This is a genomic window from Companilactobacillus baiquanensis (assembly GCF_003946605.1).
Lineage (GTDB): Bacteria > Bacillota > Bacilli > Lactobacillales > Lactobacillaceae > Companilactobacillus > Companilactobacillus baiquanensis.
In genome coordinates this window covers 137,108-153,486 of the sequence record NZ_RHOQ01000001.1, presented here as the reverse complement: position 1 = coordinate 153,486, position 16,379 = coordinate 137,108, and the positions used below count along the sequence as shown (strand labels likewise).

Genomic DNA, 16,379 nt, shown 5'->3' with positions numbered 1-16,379 from the left:
AGGCCTAAGCCTCATTTACTGATTCTTAAGCAATATTTTTACTGAATTTACTAATTCATCCTTATTGACCTCAATTGTTTCACCAGTACTTCTGATTTTCAATTCGACAATTGAGTCTGCAGCTTTTTTACCGATCGTTACTCTGATGGGAATTCCTATCAGATCAGAATCTGCAAATTTAACACCGGGACGTTCTTTACGATCATCTAATAAGACATCAAAATCTTCGTCCTTCAATAATTTTACAATTTCGTCACTGAGACGCTTTTGAGTATCATCTGAATAATTAATCGGCACAAGATGTACTTGATACGGTGCCAAACTTGCTGGCCAAATAATACCGTTCTCGTCATTATGTTGCTCAATAACCGCTGATAAAACTCTAGAAATACTAATACCATATGAACCCATAATTATAGGTTCTGATTTCCCATCTTCATCTAAGAAATTAGCACCAAAATCTTTTGAGAACTTTGTACCTAATTTAAAAATATTAGCAATTTTTATACCTTTTGTAAAATTAATCGTTCCATAGCCGTCAGGTGAGATCTCTCCCTCTTTAACGACACGAAAATCATGGAATTCAGGTTGACCATCAGTAATATCTTCAAAATTAGCATTTACAAGATGTTTATTTCTTATATTGGGGCCAACTGCAAAGTTTGTAAGTCCTTCGAGTGAACTATCATATAAGACTTTTACATCGGCAGCTAAATTTTTAGGACCAATAAATCCAGGAATACTGCCAAAATTTTTAACTACTTGATCTGGCGTAGCGGCAATTAAAGTTTGTACTTCCAAAAAATTCTTTACTTTAATTTCATTTACTTCATAATCTCCTCTGATCATAACCAAAACGGGTTGATCATCGGCCATATACGCTACCGCCTTCATAATTTTTGCATCTTCGATATTCAAAAAAGATGCTAATCCCGCAATAGTATGTACATCAGGAGTTTCCACTAGTTCTGATGTTTGCTTTGCTTCAATCGGATTATCAGGTAATTTACTTGATGCCATTTCCAGATTAGCTGAATAATCACTTTCATCTGAATAGGCAATTGTATCAGAGCCAATATCTGCCAAAGCGGAGAATTCTTTTGATTCAGTACCACCCATTAAATCAGCATTACCATAGATAACTCTAAAATCTAAGTCTAATTTCTCAAAAATATTTCGATAGGCTTGTTCGATTTGATTATAAATTATATCTAACTGTTCCAAGTTGGCACTGAACGAATAAGCATCTGCCATTAAAAATTCACGACTACGCAATAGTCCATACTTTGTAGAAGTTACATCACGATATTTATTTTGCATCTGATACAAAACCATCGGCAATTTTTTATAACTGTTTAAACGTTCTTTAACAATTGTTGTTATAGTTTCTTCATGAGTTGGTCCTAGAATAAATTCTCTATCATGACGATCTTTTAATTTAAATAAATCATCACCATAAGTATTGATACGTCCGCTTTCTTCCCATAATTCTACGGGTAAAAGTGACGGAAGTTTCATTTCAGCAGCATCAATTTCATCCATTTCTTTACGAATGATTGTTTCAACTTTATTTATCACTGACAATGCCAAAGGCAAGTATGCGAATATTCCCGCCGATACTTGCCTGACATACCCAGCTCTTAACATTAACTGATGACTAATAGACTCAGTATCGTTAGGAGTTTGTTTTAAAGTTGGAATATAAAGTCTGGATTGTTTCATAACTGATTCTCCCCACCTATTTTATAAAGAACCGTTGAATATCATTCCATGTGACAGCAACCATTAATAATACTAATATGCCGACCCCGACCAAAGTAATGATATTTTCATACTCTTCAGGAATTGGTTTACGTCTAATTATTTCAATTATGTTCAATAAGATTTTTCCACCATCTAATGCTGGTATTGGGATCAAATTAACAATTCCTAAGTTAAGTGAAAGCATCGACATGAATAAGATAATATTAATGATACCTTGCGATGCTACTTGTGAAGTCATTGAATAAATTCCTACTGGACCAGATAGCTGGTTTATATTGAAACCACCTGAAGCCATCTTACCTAATACTTGAAAAATAGATACTGTAGTTTGCCAACTAGAAGTAAAACCATACTTTATCTTGGCTCCCAAACTATAGTCTCTCTTAGCCATTATCCCCAATTGTCCATACTTTTGACCAGAGACTTTTATTGTTTTAGGAGTTACCGTTACATGTTTAACTTTTCCATTTGACTCAACTTTGAGATCAACCTTTTTACCAGGTTCATCTCTAATTGCTTCTGTTAAAGTTGTCCAATTTGAAGTTGTTTTATCTCCAACAGCTAAGATCTTATCATTACTCTTCAGACCTGCCGTTTTTGCAACACTGTTGCTCTCGATATGTCCTAATTGATTAGTTTCCATGGGAATACCATTCATCATAAATGCAGCAATGATGGCACAAACAATTGCTAAAATAAAATTGTTGAATGGACCCGCAAAGTTTGTGATCATTCTTTTCCAAACTGAAACTGACTGAAGTTGAACATCTCTTGGAGCTATTTGAACTTCTGTACCATCTTCTTCAACAATCGTGGCATCGTGATCAACATTGTAATGCTTCATTTCTGACTCATCACCATTTTCATAGCCTTCAATTGTTAAATCATCGACCAAATCAGCCTTTGAAATCTGAACTGGTACAGCTTGTGCATCATAAACCTTGCTTGAAGTGATGATTTTTGTAACCTTATCACCATTGATCAATAAAGAGGCCATCGTTCCGGGCTTTATTTCAGAATCATCCTCTTGAGCTCCCGCCATTCGGACATAGCCACCCAACGGTAAAAGCCGCAATGTATATGTTGTATTATTCTTTCGATAAGCATAAAGCTTTGGGCCCATACCTACTGAAAACTCACGTACTAAGATACCTGATTTTTTAGCAGCATAGTAATGTCCAAATTCATGAACTACCACCAATATCCCAAAGACAATAATAAATGTAATTATTGCGGTCATTTTAACCTCCACGAACCTTTAAACTAAACCAAAAACATGTAATAGTGGCAATACGATCAACATACTGTCAAATCTATCTAAAATTCCACCATGTCCTGGTAAAATATTTCCGGAATCTTTCACTTTGTAATATCTCTTATAAGCTGACTCGATCAAGTCACCCATTTGTCCAAATGCAGATAGGATCAAGGCAATTATCAGCATTGAAACCATTGAATACTTTTGTGGAACAAAGTACATGTAAATTCCTGATAAAACCAAGGCTGAAATAATTCCGGCAATCGTACCTTCCCAAGTTTTATTGGGACTTATAGCAGGCCATAGCTTATGCTTTCCAATCTTTCTTCCGAATGTATACGCAAAGATATCCGTTGACCAGACAACTATCAGCGCAAACATTAAAAGTCCAAGTCCGCCGCTAGAGTTTCTGACAGATGCCAAATAATGAAAACCTGTTCCAATATAAATCATTGAAATTACCGAAACCGCTGCATCTTCAAAATTGAATTTATTTTTAGTCAGAACTGTAACTATCATCAAAAGTACAGCGAAAACGTAAAAAATATCTAGTCTTGAAAAGCCCTTTGGAGACCAGCCACGATAGAAATTGATCGGTACCGCTAAAGCCAATGTACCCAAAATCGTAAGAACAAAATCAATCGAAACAATAATTCTTTTTCTCATGATATAAATTTCAAATACACCAATTGCTGCTAATACCGCAGCGGCAACTTCTAGCCAAATTCCCCCAAAGTATAAAATTGGGATAAAAATTGCTAGTGCTATCACTGCCGTAATTACACGTTGTTTCATAATATTCCCCCAGTTAAACAGACCCGAATCTTCTGTCTCTGTCATTAAAAATCTTAATATCATTAACTAGATCGTCAGAAGTAAAATCTGGCCAATATGTTTTATCAAAAACCATTTCAGAATATGCCATTTGCCATAACATGAAATTTGAAATACGTTCTTCTCCACTAGTTCTGATCAACAAATCTGGATCTGCTAAATCACCCAATGGATTAGTGAGCAACTGCTCCTCAAATAAAGGATCATCAATCTCATCCGGACTGATTTCTCCATTTTTAACTTTGATTGCTAGCATTTTAGCAGCATTAACGATTTCAGCTCTTCCTCCATAGTTAAAGGCAAAGTTAAGAATCATTCCAGTATTTTGCTTAGTATCTTCAACCGCATCCAAAACAGCTTTCTTTGTTTTAGAAGGGAGTTTGTCCGTAAAGCCTGTTACCATGACCTGGATATTTTCTTCAATAAGATCAGGCATAAAGGTACCGAAAAAATCTACCGGTAGACGCATTAAAAAATTAACTTCTTTACTTGGTCGAGTCCAATTCTCAGTCGAGAACGCATACAGACTCAAAACATTTACTCCAAGATTATTTGCGGCGATCGCAATACGTTTGACATTATTCATGCCCTCTTTATGTCCAGCAATTCTTGGTTGACCTAAACGCTTAGCCCAACGTCCATTACCATCCATAATGATTGCAATATGCTTTGGAACCCTCAAATCAGAATTTTGTTTACTATTATTTAGATCTGCCATAAATAATAAACTGAAGGTTACCCTTCAGTAATTTCCTTTTCTTTAGCTTCAGCAAGATCATTGATATCTGCAACGGCTTTATCAGTAACCTTTTGAATTTGATCTTCTAGATCGTGTAATCCATCTTCAGTAATGTCGCCATTCTTTTGTTGTTTCTTGATATCATCCATTGCGTCTCTTCTGACATTTCTAACGGCAATACGTGTTTCTTCAGCTTCCTTACCAACTTGCTTAGCAATTTCTTGTCTACGTTCACCTGTTAATTGTGGAATAACTAAACGAATAACATTTCCATCATTTGCAGGATTCAATCCAAGATCAGATGCATTAATAGCATGTTCAATATCATCTAAAGCTGTCTTATCATATGGAGTAACCAACAAAACACGTGCTTCTGGAATATTGATTGAAGCAACTTGATTTAATGGAACTTCTGTACCGTAATAAAATACTTTAATATTATTCAAAATTGAAGCATTTGCTTTACCAGCACGAATATTGGCAAGCTCTCTATTTAAAACTTCAATTGATTTTGTCATATTTTCTTTTGCTTTTGAAATAGCTATATTATCAGTCATCATTACCACCCTTTATAATTGTTCCTATATTTTCACCTTGAATAACACGTTTAATGTTTTCAGGTTTGTTCAAATTAAAAACGATCAATGGAATATTATTGTCCATTGACAATGATGAAGCGGTTGAATCCATTACACCTAAATTCTTATTAATAATATCAAGTTGTGACAATTCATCATATTTCTTAGCATTAGGGTCTTTCTTAGGATCAGCTGAATAAACACCATCAACATTGTTCTTAGCCATTAAAATGACATCAGCTTCAATTTCAGCTGCACGCAATACTGAAGTAGTATCAGTTGAGAAATATGGATTACCAGTGCCACCAGCAAAGATCACTACACGTCCCTTTTCGAGATGTCTAATAGCTCTTCTTCTAATGTATGGTTCTGCAACTTGACGCATTTCAATTGATGTTTGTACTCGTGTAGGGACATGCAATTGTTCTAATCCATCTTGCAATGCCAAACCATTCATAACTGTGGCCATCATACCCATGTAATCGGCTTGAGCACGATCCATACCCATTTCGGCACCAGTTTCTCCTCGCCAAATGTTACCGCCACCACAAACAATAGCAATCTCGACACCTAATTCGTGGATACTCTTGATTTGTTCAGCAATTTGTTTAATAACAGGTGGATTGATTCCAAATCCCTTTTCTCCTGCTAAGGCCTCACCAGAAACTTTTAAAATTATTCTTTTATACTTGATATCAGGCATAGTTCTCTCCTTTAAATTTGCTACTAAACATTTTAACATAATCAATTAAGCTAAATTATATTAATCACTATTTTTAATTAAAAAAAAGCTGATTATACAAGAAAAGACCGTTTAATTCATAAGAATTAAGCGATCCCCTCTCAAAAAAATAATTACTTAATTTGATTCATAACTTCATCAACAAAGTTATCTTCAGCCTTTTCGATTCCTTCACCGACTTCAAAGCGAACAAATGATACCAATGAACTCTTCTTTGATTCAACATATTGTTGAACAGTCATGTCTGAATCCTTAACAAATTCTTGGTCAGCCAAACTAATTTCTGATAGATATTTGTTTAAGCGTCCTTCAACGATTCTAGGAATGATCTTTTCAGGCTTACCTTCAGCTTTTGTTTCTTCAGTGAAAATTTTCTTTTCATGTTCCAAAACATCAGCAGGTACAGCATCACGATTAAGATATGTTGGATTGATAGCAGCAACGTGCATAGCAACATCCTTAGCAGCTTCCTCATCGGAACCATTAAGAAGTGTTAGAGCAGCAATTAAGCCACCATTGTGTAAGTATGAGCCAAATACTTGTGAATCGTTCTTTTCAACGATATGGAAGCGTCTCAAAGTGATCTTTTCACCAATAACAGCTGTTAAACCAGTAATAGCGTCATTGATCGTTTCCCCATCACTTGTCTTGATTGCCAAAGCTTCATCCATTGATTTTGGTTCATTCTCAACAAGAGCTTTACCAATATTTGCAACAAGAGTCTTGAACTTATCATTTGAAGAAACAAAGTCAGTTTCTGAGTTAACTTCGTAGATAGCAGCTTTGTTACCAGAAATAACAATTTCAGCTAAACCTTCGGCAGCGATACGATCATTTTTCTTAGCAGCCTTAGCAATACCTTTTTCACGTAATTCGTCAATAGCTTTTTGCATGTCACCATCAGTAGCAACCAAAGCCTTTTTAGCGTCCATCATACCAACACTTGTTTTATCACGTAATTCTTTAACTTGAGCAGCAGTTATTTTAGCCATCAATTATCCTCCAGTCGTAAAATAAAGCCATCTTATTCAGATGACTCTATTCACAGTTATTAATTTTTATTTTTCATTACCATTATCTGATGATTCAGCTACATTTTCAATAGATTTATCATCTTGAGGTTGGTCTTTATTAAAATCATCACTTGAAATATCGTCTTCACCTTGACGACCTTCAACGATAGCATCAGCCATCTTAGAAACGATCAAACGAACGGCACGGATAGCGTCATCGTTTGAAGGAATAATAACATCGATATCGTCAGGGTCTGTATTTGTATCGACCATAGCAACGATAGGAATATTAAGCTTCTTAGCTTCGTTAACAGCAATGTTTTCTTTATGTGGATCAACAATAAACATAACATCAGGAATTCTTGGCATATCTTCAATACCACCAAGGAACTTCTCCAACTTAGCTTGTTGTTTTGTTAGTAAGGCAACTTCTTTCTTAGGTAGGCGTTCGAATGTTCCATCTTCTGCCATTGTCTTAAGATCCTTTAATCTCTTAATACGTTTTTGGATTGTATTCCAGTTAGTCAAAGTACCACCTAACCAACGATGGTTAACGTAATATTGACCTGCACGTTTTGCTTCTTCTTCGATAGCGTCTTGAGCTTGTTTCTTTGTACCAACAAACAAGAAGATACCATCATCACCGGCAACTGCCTTCATGTAATTGTAAGCATCGTCGATCATGCGAACTGTTTTTTGTAAATCAATGATGTAAATACCATTTCTTTGTGTAAAGATAAATGGCTTCATCTTAGGGTTCCAACGTCTTGTTTGGTGTCCAAAATGTACACCGGCTTCAAGTAGTTGTTTCATAGAAATAACTGACATAAAAAATTCCTCCTGGTTTTTACCTCCACTTAAGTCGTGTTCCATTGATACGCAATCGCGCACCGTCAACAGAATCGTTAAGTGTGTGTATTCAATACAAGCAAATATTATATAGAAAAAAAACTATTTAATCAAGTGGTTACGCCAATTTATCCCTGCATCGGATAATAATTTTTCTTTTTTGGCACGAGTAAATTTTTTTAACTCGATTTCTCTTTTCAAAGCTGACGACTTATCCGGCAAAGTTTCAGTATATAGTAATTGCACTGGTCTTCTAGTTTTTGTATATTTCGCACCTTTTCCAGAATTATGTGTCTGGACTCTTTTTTCTACATTATTACTAGTTCCAATATAAAATGTTTTATCAGCACACAATAGAATATAGACATAATAATTATCCTTCAATAATCTTTTTTGCCTCCTTAGTTAAACTATCATCTTTGTACATGACTAAATCAGGTTCAACATTCAAAGACGTTTCTTTGACCGTTTTAACGGCGTCTACCAGCATCAAGTTAGCATCCTTATTTGCAGAAGAGCGTATAAATTTGATCCTGCTAGGTTTCAATTTGTTTTTTGACATTTCATTAATCATTTCTGTCATACGTTCCGGTCGATAAACTAAAAACAAATGTGAATTCTCTTTTAGTAAGACTTTTGAAGTATACAAAATTTCTGATAAATTTGTTTTAAGCTCATGCCTAGCAACAGCTAACACCGGATTATCTTTAATTCGAGAATTTTCATTGATTGGAAAGTATGGTGGATTACATACTATCGTATCAACTGTATCGTGAGATATATAATTTTGAATATTTTTAATATCATCATTGATAAGACTAACTTGATCACCTAATCCATTTTCGTCGATGCCTTTTTTTGCCAAATCCGATAAAACACTTTGTAATTCCACTAAATAGATCTTAGCTTTAGTTTTGGCGGTCAACGATAAACCAATTGCTCCATTTCCAGAACAAAGGTCAACTACTGTACCTTTATTTACCGGTTTTGCAAAGTTATAGAGTAGAATGGTATCTAAATTAAAAGAATAAAGTTCTTTGTCTTGGAATATTCGAACTCCACTGTTTGAAATTATATCTTGAGACAAATTGGACATTGTACACCTGCTTTATGGTATTTTATTTAAGTAAATTAATTTTAGGGAGAATGATAATTTTATGTTTTATAAATTTATCCGAGCTTTAGTTAAAGGGTTGGTTTTCATTTTAAACGGTAAATATAACGTTGTCGGTAAAGAAAACCTGCCAAACGGACCATACATCATTGTGGCACCCCATAGAACTTGGTGGGAGCCAGTTTTCTTTGCACTCGTGATTGCACCCAGAGAAGCAACATTTATGGCAAAAAAAGAATTATTTAAAAATCCGATCATTCGTTTTATCTTAAACCATTCACATGCTTTTCCAGTTGATCGTAAGCATCCTGGACCATCAGTTATCAAAACGCCTGTAAAAGCTTTGAAAAAAAAAGGTCAAGTCTTGATCATGTTTCCATCAGGAACAAGATACTCAGAAGATTTAAAGGGCGGTGCATCATTGATTGCAAAGTTATCAAAAGCGCCTTTAGTACCTTTTGTTTATCAAGGACCATTGAAATTTTCCGGTTTGTTAAAGCATCAACAAATAACAATTGGAATTGGACCAGAAATCGACTTTGATTTTAAAGCAAAACTTGATGATGAGCAAACTGAAAAAGTAAATGCTGACATGGAAAGTAGCTGGAAGAAAGTCGATAATGAAATCGATCCAGATTTCACGTATGTTCCGGTCAAAAAGAAGAAATAAAAAAAACTAGACATTGTCTAGTTTTTTTATTTCTTCTTTTGTTGGGCTTTCATTGAGCTCATCACTTGATTCAATTTCTTTTGTGAAGGCTTTTGTCCCATTTGTGCCATCATTTGTTTGATCATGTCTGGACTGATTGGTGGATTTTCTTCAAAGTATTTTTTCATATACCATCTTGCAATGAAGAAACCTGCAGCCAATCCTGCTAATAAAGCAATGATTGCGACAAGAATTATTGTCAACATATATCGTTCACCCTTTCTATACAACTAATAATACTACAAAAAAATTCACTAAATTAAAAGACTAATCGTCACGTAATCCCTTTTTACGTTGAATTTCTTTAACTTTATTAGGAGTTACTTCTTTACCCTCTTTATCATACACTTTCATCATTTCAATTTGTGAACGAAAGCTGGCGCGAAAATTTTCCAAATACTTTTCACGTAAAGCAGCTTGTTGCTTCTCTTCTTCATGTGTAATCGTACCTGCTTTGGCCTTATGAGCCAGTTCATTTATTTTAGCAATTAATTCCTCTTGCTCTTTCATTAATAAACACCCCTGTGTAGCGAACACTTGTTTGAATTTGTATCACTATTTTGATACAATCTAAATAAGATACTAACAATGAGGTGTTTTAATGTCAAAAGTCGAGATTTCTAAACAATCCCAAATTTTACAATGTATCCACGATTATTTAGATGATCATGGATATCCTCCAACAGTCAGAGAAATCTGTGAAGCCGTTGATCTATCATCTACATCAACAGTACATGGACATTTATCACGATTGGAGAAAAAAGGCTTTATTCAACGTGATCCTACTAAACCTAGGGCAATCGAGTTGACTACTGCTGGATTAAATTCCATCGGAATTAAATCTAAACAAATTCCAATACTTGGTGCAGTTGCTGCTGGACAACCAATTACTGCTGAAAGAAATCCAGATGGATACTTCCCTATCCCACCTGATTTAAATCGTGATTCCGGCGAACTATTTATGCTAGAGATTCACGGAGAAAGTATGGTCAATATAGGAATCTTTGATGGTGATTTTGTAATTGTCCATTCACAAAATACAGCTAACAATGGTGAGATCGTAATTGCAATGACTGAAGATATTGAAGCTACTTGCAAACGTTTCTATCAAGAAGAGGATCATTACAGACTTCAACCAGAAAACGACACTATGGACCCCATTATTCTAAACAACGTTGAAATATTAGGAAAAGTAGTTGGACTTTATCGTTCCGATATATTCTAAAAAAAAGTTCTTATGTTAAATCGAGAAATTCGATCAACATAAGAGCTTTTTTAGTCTAAACTTCAATAATTGCCGGAATATGATGAGTTTTTGGCAACAATTTATTCAAAATATCATCTGTTTTGATTTTCATATATCCTGTTGTAGTCCCGTCGGAACAGCCGTACCATTTTTCATTAATTACGTCTTTATCAATAACAATTTTTAGGTCATTATTTTCGTCCAATAGAGAACTGTAAATAGTAGCAGCGCCTATCTTAGTACCAAGCATTTGATTCATCAACTCTTTGGGAGCAAAAGAAACTCTTGAAACATCTAAAGCATGGCTAAAATCCTTTGATTTAAATTTCTTGTCACCTGTTGTTACAAATAAATAGAACAAGGTCTTCTTTTGATTACACAAAAATAAAGTTTTTACCATCTTCATATTTAACTTATTGTCTATTGACGTACAGTCATCCATCGTTATCGCTTCATCCGTATGAACCCTCTCATATGATAAGTTCAATTCATCTAAAGTTTGATAAACCTTTTTTTGTAGAGGTGTCACAAATTCACTAGGCATAGTATTTTTTACTTCACTAATATAGAACATATTTTCATCTCATTTCCTTGATTCAATTCTTAATTAGCGTAACATCAAGACTAACATTACAAAAGCGAATATATGTAATGAATAGCATTACAAAATCAGATATAAGGATGAACAAATGGATACTAATTTACAGAAATATATTGCCTTAATCGAAACGATTGACTTAGGAAGTTTTACTAAGGCTGCCGAAAAATTGAACTACTCTCAATCAGGAATAAGTCGTATGATAAATGATCTAGAAAAAGAATGGAACATCTCCTTACTGGAGAGAAACAAATCCGGACTAACTTTAACTTCTGATGGAAAGTTTCTTTATCCATATATTAAAAACCTTAATGATGATTATCAAAAATTGAATTCAGTTGTTGATGGATTACATGGCTTACAATCAGGAACGATAAGAATTGGAACTTTTTCAAGTGTGGCCACACACTGGTTACCAAAAATTATGAACGCATTTAAAAAAGATTATCCAAAAATTGAATTCGAACTTCTTTTGGGCGACTACCATGAAATCGAAAATTGGATCGTTAATGGTAGGGTCGACTTAGGTTTTGTTAGAAATCCGACTCTAAATGAATTTGATACTATTTATTTAGAAGATGATCCATTAATGGCCGTTTTACCAGCAGATTATCCAATTAATTCAGCAGTTTTCGACATCGACAATTTTAATAATTCCAATTTTATTTTATTAGATAAAAATAAAAATTCAGATATAACATCTTTCTTTGAAAAATATAATATTGTCGCAAATACTCAATTTACGACTTGGGACGACTATGCTGTGATGTCAATGGTGGAAAGCGGTCTAGGCATCAGTATTTTGCCAAAACTTATTTTAAAAAGAACTTCTTATAAAATAATTAGTTTACCTCTTTCACAACAATTTCATCGAGAAATTGTAATTGCTATGAAAGATCAAGATACCTTATCTTTGGCCAGTCAAAAATTCTTGAATTACTTGGATTACAGAAATAAGTAATTTTTGGACAAAAAAAGAAGACACCGAAATGTCTTCAATTAAATATCTATTTTTCAAGACGACGTTCTTTAATACGTGCAGCCTTACCTTTACGATCACGTAGATAGTAAAGTTTGCTACGACGAACAAGACCATGTCTTACAACATCAATTTTTTCAACACGTGGTGTGTTTAGTGGGAAAGTTCTTTCAACACCAACACCGCTACTCATCTTACGAACAGTATATGTAGCACTAACACCAGTTCCACGTCTCTTAATTACAACGCCTTCAAACAACTGGATACGTTCACGTGAACCTTCAACAACCTTGGCATGGACACGAACAGTGTCACCAGGACGGAAGTCAGGAATGTCAGAACGTAATTGTTCCTTAGTAATATCTTGAATTAATGGTTTCATAAATAATTTCTCCTAATTCGACACTCTTATATATCTTAATTAATACACAGCGGAATATCGTTAATATGTGTTAAAACACTCTTACAATATTACAATATTAAATATCATTTGTAAACTGATTTTCAGAACGAATTTCACGAAGCAGTTTTTCCTCTTCGTCTGTCAATTCAGTAGTTTTAAGAAGATCTGGACGTCTCTCTAAAGTCTTTTTCAAGGCTTCCTTTAAGCGCCAAATGCGAATCTTTTCATGATTCCCACTTGTAAGAACTTCAGGTACTTTCATACCTCTAAAGTCTGCTGGGCGAGAGTATTGCGGATATTCTAGAAGTCCATTTGAAAATGATTCATCTTCGGCAGAATAAGAATTTCCTAAAACACCTGGAACAAATCTCAATGTGGCATCAATCATATTCATAGTTGGCAACTCGCCACCAGTTAAAATATAATCGCCGATCGAGACTTCATCAGTAACAAGATTCTTTATTCTTTCATCAAAACCTTCATAGTGACCGCAAATAAATACTAATTGTTCTTCTTTAGCAAAATCTCTAGCAACACTGGTATTAAAAGTTTTTCCAGCTGGATCAAGTAAAATAACTCGTTTTTTACCCGGTTTTTCTTTGTTCACGTGATCCATAGCATCATAGATGGGTTGAGCTTGCAATAGCATCCCTGCTCCCCCACCATATGGAGCATCATCGACATGGTTTTGCTTATCTGTCGTAAAATCTCTAAAATCGACTATATCTAAATTTACTAAGCCCTTTTCTTGTGCTTTACCAATTAAGGACTCATTTAATGCTTGAAACATTTTTGGGAAAATACTTAATACTGTTATATCCATTAGTCTATCAATCCATCCGGGATCTCGACTTTAATAACTCCATTTTCGAGATCTACTTTTTTTACAACGTCATCAATATAAGGAATTAAAACTTCATCGTATTTAGAACTTTTAACGACCCAAACATCATTTGGACCTAATTCCATAATTTCTTTTATTTTACCAATTTCACCAAGCTTATCGTCAATTACTTTTAATCCAATAATTTGACTGTAAAAGAATTCACCATCGTTTAGTTTTGGTTTAACATCATTATTTGAAAACAACTCGGATTTAACGAATTGTTCAACATCATTAATATTGTCGTAACCTTTAAATTTAATCAAAATAAAGTTCTTATGTTTTCTTGATGATTCAACAATAAATTCTTTTGAATTATTGGCTTTCTTCAAAAAAAGTTTAGCACCTTTTTTAAATCGTTCTTCAGGAAAATCTGTAATGGGAATGATCCGTAATTCACCCTTGATACCATGTGTATTTACGATCGTTCCGACCCGATATAAATTATCAGCCATAAATTCCTCCGCATAAATAAATAGGACCATGACAAAACAAAGTTTTATCTGATCCCATTATTATTCATTATTTTGAATATTTGCTTTCATGATACTTTTGCATAATACCATGTGTCTTAAGCAAGTTACGAACTGTATCTGAAGGTTGTGCACCTTTTTGTAACCAATCCATAATCTTGTCATCATCCAACTTGATTTCTTCTGGTTGAGTGATTGGGTTGTAATAACCAACTTGTTCGATGAAGCGACCATCACGTGGTGCACGTGAATCAGCAACAACGATTCTGTAAAATGGTCTTAACTTACTACCCATACGTTTCATTCTGATCTTAACTGACATATTTTTGTTTCCTCCTAAATACTTAACTTTGTTAGTATACACAAAAACTAAAGAGGTGTAAAGTTTTTTTCTTTACACCTCTTTTTTTATGATTTAAAACGTTTGATTTTCTTTAAACGCTTCTTTTTACGTTTCTTTTGTTTCTTAACCATTGAGTGCATAGCCATCTTGCCCAATTTACCGGACATTCCGCCACCCATCATTTGTTCCATACCAGACATGTTACCTTTACTCATCTGCTTCATCATGTCACGTGACTGTTTGAATTGTTTGATCATTCGGTTAACTTCTTGAACACTTTGACCAGAGCCTCCAGCAATTCGGCGGCGTCTTGATGGATTCAATAGATCTGGATCTTCACGCTCTTTAGGAGTCATTGAGTAAACGATTGCCTTTAAATGGTCAATATCTTTTTCACCAATATTGACATTAGCCATGGCAGGATTATTAGCCATCCCTGGAATCATTTTCATCAATTCGTCCATTGGTCCCATTTTTTGGATCTGATCCATTTGATCAATGAAATCGTTGAAGTCAAAACTATTTTCACGAATCTTTTCGGCCATATCTTTGGCTTGCTTTTCGTCATAATCAGTTTGAGCCTTCTCGATCAAAGTCAGCATATCACCCATACCAAGGATACGGTTGGCCATACGATCAGGATGGAAAACGTCTAATTGATCAAGTTTTTCACCTTGTCCAATGAACTTGATTGGTTTACCAGTTACTGAACGAATAGATAATGCAGCACCACCACGGGTATCACCATCTAACTTAGTTAAAACAACACCAGTAATATCTAACTGTTCATCAAATCCATGTGCGACTTTAGCTGCAACTTGACCAGTCATAGAATCGGCAACAAACAAAATTTCATTCGGATGTGCTAGCTCTTTTATTCTAGCTAACTCATCCATCAATTTATCGTCAATTTCTAATCGTCCGGCAGTATCAATAATTACATAATCATTTTTATTTTCAGCCGCCTGTGCTAAACCATTTTTAACAATTTCAACCGGGTCTTTATCAGTACCTTCTTCATATACTGGGGCACCAACTTGTTGTGCAACTGTCTTTAACTGTTCAATAGCAGCCGGACGGTAAACGTCTCCTGCAATAAACATTGGTCTAGCTTTATCATTGTTAATTAAATATTTTGCTAACTTACCGGCTGTTGTAGTTTTACCAGCACCTTGAAGACCGACCATCATAATAATCGTCGGAATGTGAGGAGCCTTATTTAATGGAACAGCCTCTTCACCCATTAATTTAGTTAATTCATCATCAACGATCTTAATAACTTGTTGTGATGGACTCAAACTATCCATTACTTCAGCGCCTAAAGCACGCTCTCTAACTTGTTTAACAAAACCTTTAACGACGTCAAAGTTAACATCAGCTTCAAGTAAAGCCATTCTAACTTCTCGCATTACTTTACGAACATCGTCTTCTGAAAGTTTTCCCTTACCTCTTAGTGTAGAAAAAACTTTTTGAAGTCGTTCACTTAATCCTTCAAAAGCCATATCTTACTCCTACATCTCATTTATTTTTGAAATACGATTTACTAATTCACTTAATTCGTTATCCTCTGGATATCTGCTGGAAACAATTTTTTCTAGTTTATTTGAAATATCGTCGATTTCTTGAGTTTTTTTAATTAAATCAAGCTCTTTCTCAAATGATTCTAACAAACTGACTGAACGATGCAAGTTGTCTAAAACTGCCTGTCTTGACACTTTTAATTGTTCTGATATCTCGCCAAGGGATAAATCCTCAACATAATACAAATTTAAATATTCACTCTGTTTTTTCGTCAACAAAGAATGATAAAAATTATACAACAAATTTACTTTTGTTGTTTCATCAATTTCCATA

At 34.5% G+C, this 16,379-nt stretch carries 22 protein-coding genes; 3 read left to right on the top strand and 19 right to left on the bottom strand.

The window, feature by feature from the left end; all coding sequences use genetic code 11:
* Nucleotides 1-15: 15 nt before the first annotated feature.
* From EKM77_RS00780 to EKM77_RS00735, 10 genes are all read right to left on the bottom strand, one after another.
* Complete coding sequence (locus tag EKM77_RS00780) at nucleotides 16-1,722, bottom strand: proline--tRNA ligase (RefSeq protein ID WP_125591669.1); 1,707 nt, start codon at nucleotides 1,720-1,722, stop codon at nucleotides 16-18.
* Nucleotides 1,723-1,738: 16 nt separating this feature from the next.
* Nucleotides 1,739-3,004, bottom strand: a complete 1,266-nt coding sequence (gene rseP / locus EKM77_RS00775) for an RIP metalloprotease RseP (protein ID WP_125591667.1) — start codon at nucleotides 3,002-3,004, stop codon at nucleotides 1,739-1,741.
* Between the two features lie 18 nt (nucleotides 3,005-3,022).
* Complete coding sequence (locus EKM77_RS00770; protein ID WP_125591665.1) at nucleotides 3,023-3,817, bottom strand: phosphatidate cytidylyltransferase; 795 nt, start codon at nucleotides 3,815-3,817, stop codon at nucleotides 3,023-3,025.
* A 13-nt stretch (nucleotides 3,818-3,830) separates the two neighbouring features.
* Nucleotides 3,831-4,574 carry an isoprenyl transferase gene (locus tag EKM77_RS00765; protein WP_125591663.1) on the bottom strand — a complete coding sequence of 248 codons (744 nt, stop codon included), beginning with the start codon at nucleotides 4,572-4,574 and terminating at the stop codon, nucleotides 3,831-3,833.
* 17 nt (nucleotides 4,575-4,591) lie between these two features.
* Nucleotides 4,592-5,152 (bottom strand): ribosome recycling factor, encoded by a 561-nt coding sequence (frr, locus tag EKM77_RS00760; protein WP_125591661.1) that lies wholly within the window; start codon nucleotides 5,150-5,152, stop codon nucleotides 4,592-4,594.
* Entirely contained in the window at nucleotides 5,145-5,876 is a 732-nt protein-coding gene (gene pyrH / locus EKM77_RS00755; protein WP_125591659.1) for a UMP kinase, read from the bottom strand. The genes frr and pyrH overlap by 8 nt, the downstream gene beginning before the upstream one ends.
* A 152-nt stretch (nucleotides 5,877-6,028) precedes the next feature.
* Nucleotides 6,029-6,907 (bottom strand): translation elongation factor Ts, encoded by an 879-nt coding sequence (tsf, locus tag EKM77_RS00750; RefSeq protein WP_125591657.1) that lies wholly within the window; start codon nucleotides 6,905-6,907, stop codon nucleotides 6,029-6,031.
* 66 nt (nucleotides 6,908-6,973) lie between these two features.
* Complete coding sequence (rpsB, locus tag EKM77_RS00745; RefSeq protein WP_125591655.1) at nucleotides 6,974-7,756, bottom strand: 30S ribosomal protein S2; 783 nt, start codon at nucleotides 7,754-7,756, stop codon at nucleotides 6,974-6,976.
* 123 nt (nucleotides 7,757-7,879) lie between these two features.
* Nucleotides 7,880-8,161 (bottom strand): GIY-YIG nuclease family protein, encoded by a 282-nt coding sequence (locus EKM77_RS00740; protein WP_125591654.1) that lies wholly within the window; start codon nucleotides 8,159-8,161, stop codon nucleotides 7,880-7,882.
* The gene (locus tag EKM77_RS00735) at nucleotides 8,151-8,873 is read right to left on the bottom strand and encodes a tRNA1(Val) (adenine(37)-N6)-methyltransferase (RefSeq protein WP_125591652.1); all 723 of its coding nucleotides are present in this window, start codon (nucleotides 8,871-8,873) and stop codon (nucleotides 8,151-8,153) included. Before EKM77_RS00735 ends, EKM77_RS00740 begins: the two co-directional genes overlap by 11 nt.
* A 61-nt stretch (nucleotides 8,874-8,934) precedes the next feature.
* Here EKM77_RS00735 and EKM77_RS00730 point away from each other — a divergent pair, with 61 nt between their 5' ends.
* Nucleotides 8,935-9,561: a lysophospholipid acyltransferase family protein gene (locus EKM77_RS00730; protein ID WP_125591650.1), complete on the top strand. Its 627-nt coding sequence runs from the start codon at nucleotides 8,935-8,937 to the stop codon at nucleotides 9,559-9,561.
* A 26-nt stretch (nucleotides 9,562-9,587) separates the two neighbouring features.
* On the opposite strand, the gene EKM77_RS00725 is transcribed toward EKM77_RS00730, so the two are convergent.
* On the bottom strand, nucleotides 9,588-9,806 hold the full coding sequence (locus tag EKM77_RS00725) for a YneF family protein (protein ID WP_125591648.1): 219 nt from the start codon (nucleotides 9,804-9,806) through the stop codon (nucleotides 9,588-9,590).
* A 61-nt stretch (nucleotides 9,807-9,867) separates the two neighbouring features.
* Nucleotides 9,868-10,110: a DUF896 domain-containing protein gene (locus EKM77_RS00720; protein ID WP_125591646.1), complete on the bottom strand. Its 243-nt coding sequence runs from the start codon at nucleotides 10,108-10,110 to the stop codon at nucleotides 9,868-9,870.
* 91 nt (nucleotides 10,111-10,201) lie between these two features.
* Here EKM77_RS00720 and lexA point away from each other — a divergent pair, with 91 nt between their 5' ends.
* Entirely contained in the window at nucleotides 10,202-10,825 is a 624-nt protein-coding gene (gene lexA, locus EKM77_RS00715; RefSeq protein ID WP_125591644.1) for a transcriptional repressor LexA, read from the top strand.
* Nucleotides 10,826-10,880: 55 nt separating this feature from the next.
* On the opposite strand, the gene EKM77_RS00710 is transcribed toward lexA, so the two are convergent.
* Nucleotides 10,881-11,420 carry a prolyl-tRNA synthetase associated domain-containing protein gene (locus tag EKM77_RS00710; protein ID WP_125591642.1) on the bottom strand — a complete coding sequence of 180 codons (540 nt, stop codon included), beginning with the start codon at nucleotides 11,418-11,420 and terminating at the stop codon, nucleotides 10,881-10,883.
* A 115-nt stretch (nucleotides 11,421-11,535) separates the two neighbouring features.
* Here EKM77_RS00710 and EKM77_RS00705 point away from each other — a divergent pair, with 115 nt between their 5' ends.
* The gene (locus EKM77_RS00705; RefSeq protein WP_125591640.1) at nucleotides 11,536-12,405 is read left to right on the top strand and encodes a LysR family transcriptional regulator; all 870 of its coding nucleotides are present in this window, start codon (nucleotides 11,536-11,538) and stop codon (nucleotides 12,403-12,405) included.
* A 46-nt stretch (nucleotides 12,406-12,451) separates the two neighbouring features.
* Here the strand turns inward: EKM77_RS00705 and rplS are convergent, their stop codons facing one another.
* The 6 genes from rplS to ylxM form a co-directional block, all read right to left on the bottom strand.
* Nucleotides 12,452-12,805, bottom strand: coding sequence for a 50S ribosomal protein L19 (gene rplS / locus EKM77_RS00700; protein ID WP_125591638.1), 354 nt, complete (start codon nucleotides 12,803-12,805; stop codon nucleotides 12,452-12,454).
* Nucleotides 12,806-12,902: 97 nt separating this feature from the next.
* Nucleotides 12,903-13,649 (bottom strand): tRNA (guanosine(37)-N1)-methyltransferase TrmD, encoded by a 747-nt coding sequence (trmD, locus tag EKM77_RS00695; RefSeq protein WP_125591636.1) that lies wholly within the window; start codon nucleotides 13,647-13,649, stop codon nucleotides 12,903-12,905.
* Nucleotides 13,649-14,164, bottom strand: a complete 516-nt coding sequence (gene rimM / locus EKM77_RS00690) for a ribosome maturation factor RimM (protein WP_125591634.1) — start codon at nucleotides 14,162-14,164, stop codon at nucleotides 13,649-13,651. Before rimM ends, trmD begins: the two co-directional genes overlap by 1 nt.
* A gap of 67 nt (nucleotides 14,165-14,231) precedes the next feature.
* Entirely contained in the window at nucleotides 14,232-14,504 is a 273-nt protein-coding gene (gene rpsP / locus EKM77_RS00685; RefSeq protein WP_025024051.1) for a 30S ribosomal protein S16, read from the bottom strand.
* Nucleotides 14,505-14,590: 86 nt separating this feature from the next.
* Nucleotides 14,591-16,027, bottom strand: coding sequence for a signal recognition particle protein (ffh, locus tag EKM77_RS00680; RefSeq protein ID WP_125591632.1), 1,437 nt, complete (start codon nucleotides 16,025-16,027; stop codon nucleotides 14,591-14,593).
* A 9-nt stretch (nucleotides 16,028-16,036) separates the two neighbouring features.
* Nucleotides 16,037-16,378: a YlxM family DNA-binding protein gene (gene ylxM / locus EKM77_RS00675; RefSeq protein WP_125591630.1), complete on the bottom strand. Its 342-nt coding sequence runs from the start codon at nucleotides 16,376-16,378 to the stop codon at nucleotides 16,037-16,039.
* Nucleotide 16,379: the final 1 nt, after the last annotated feature.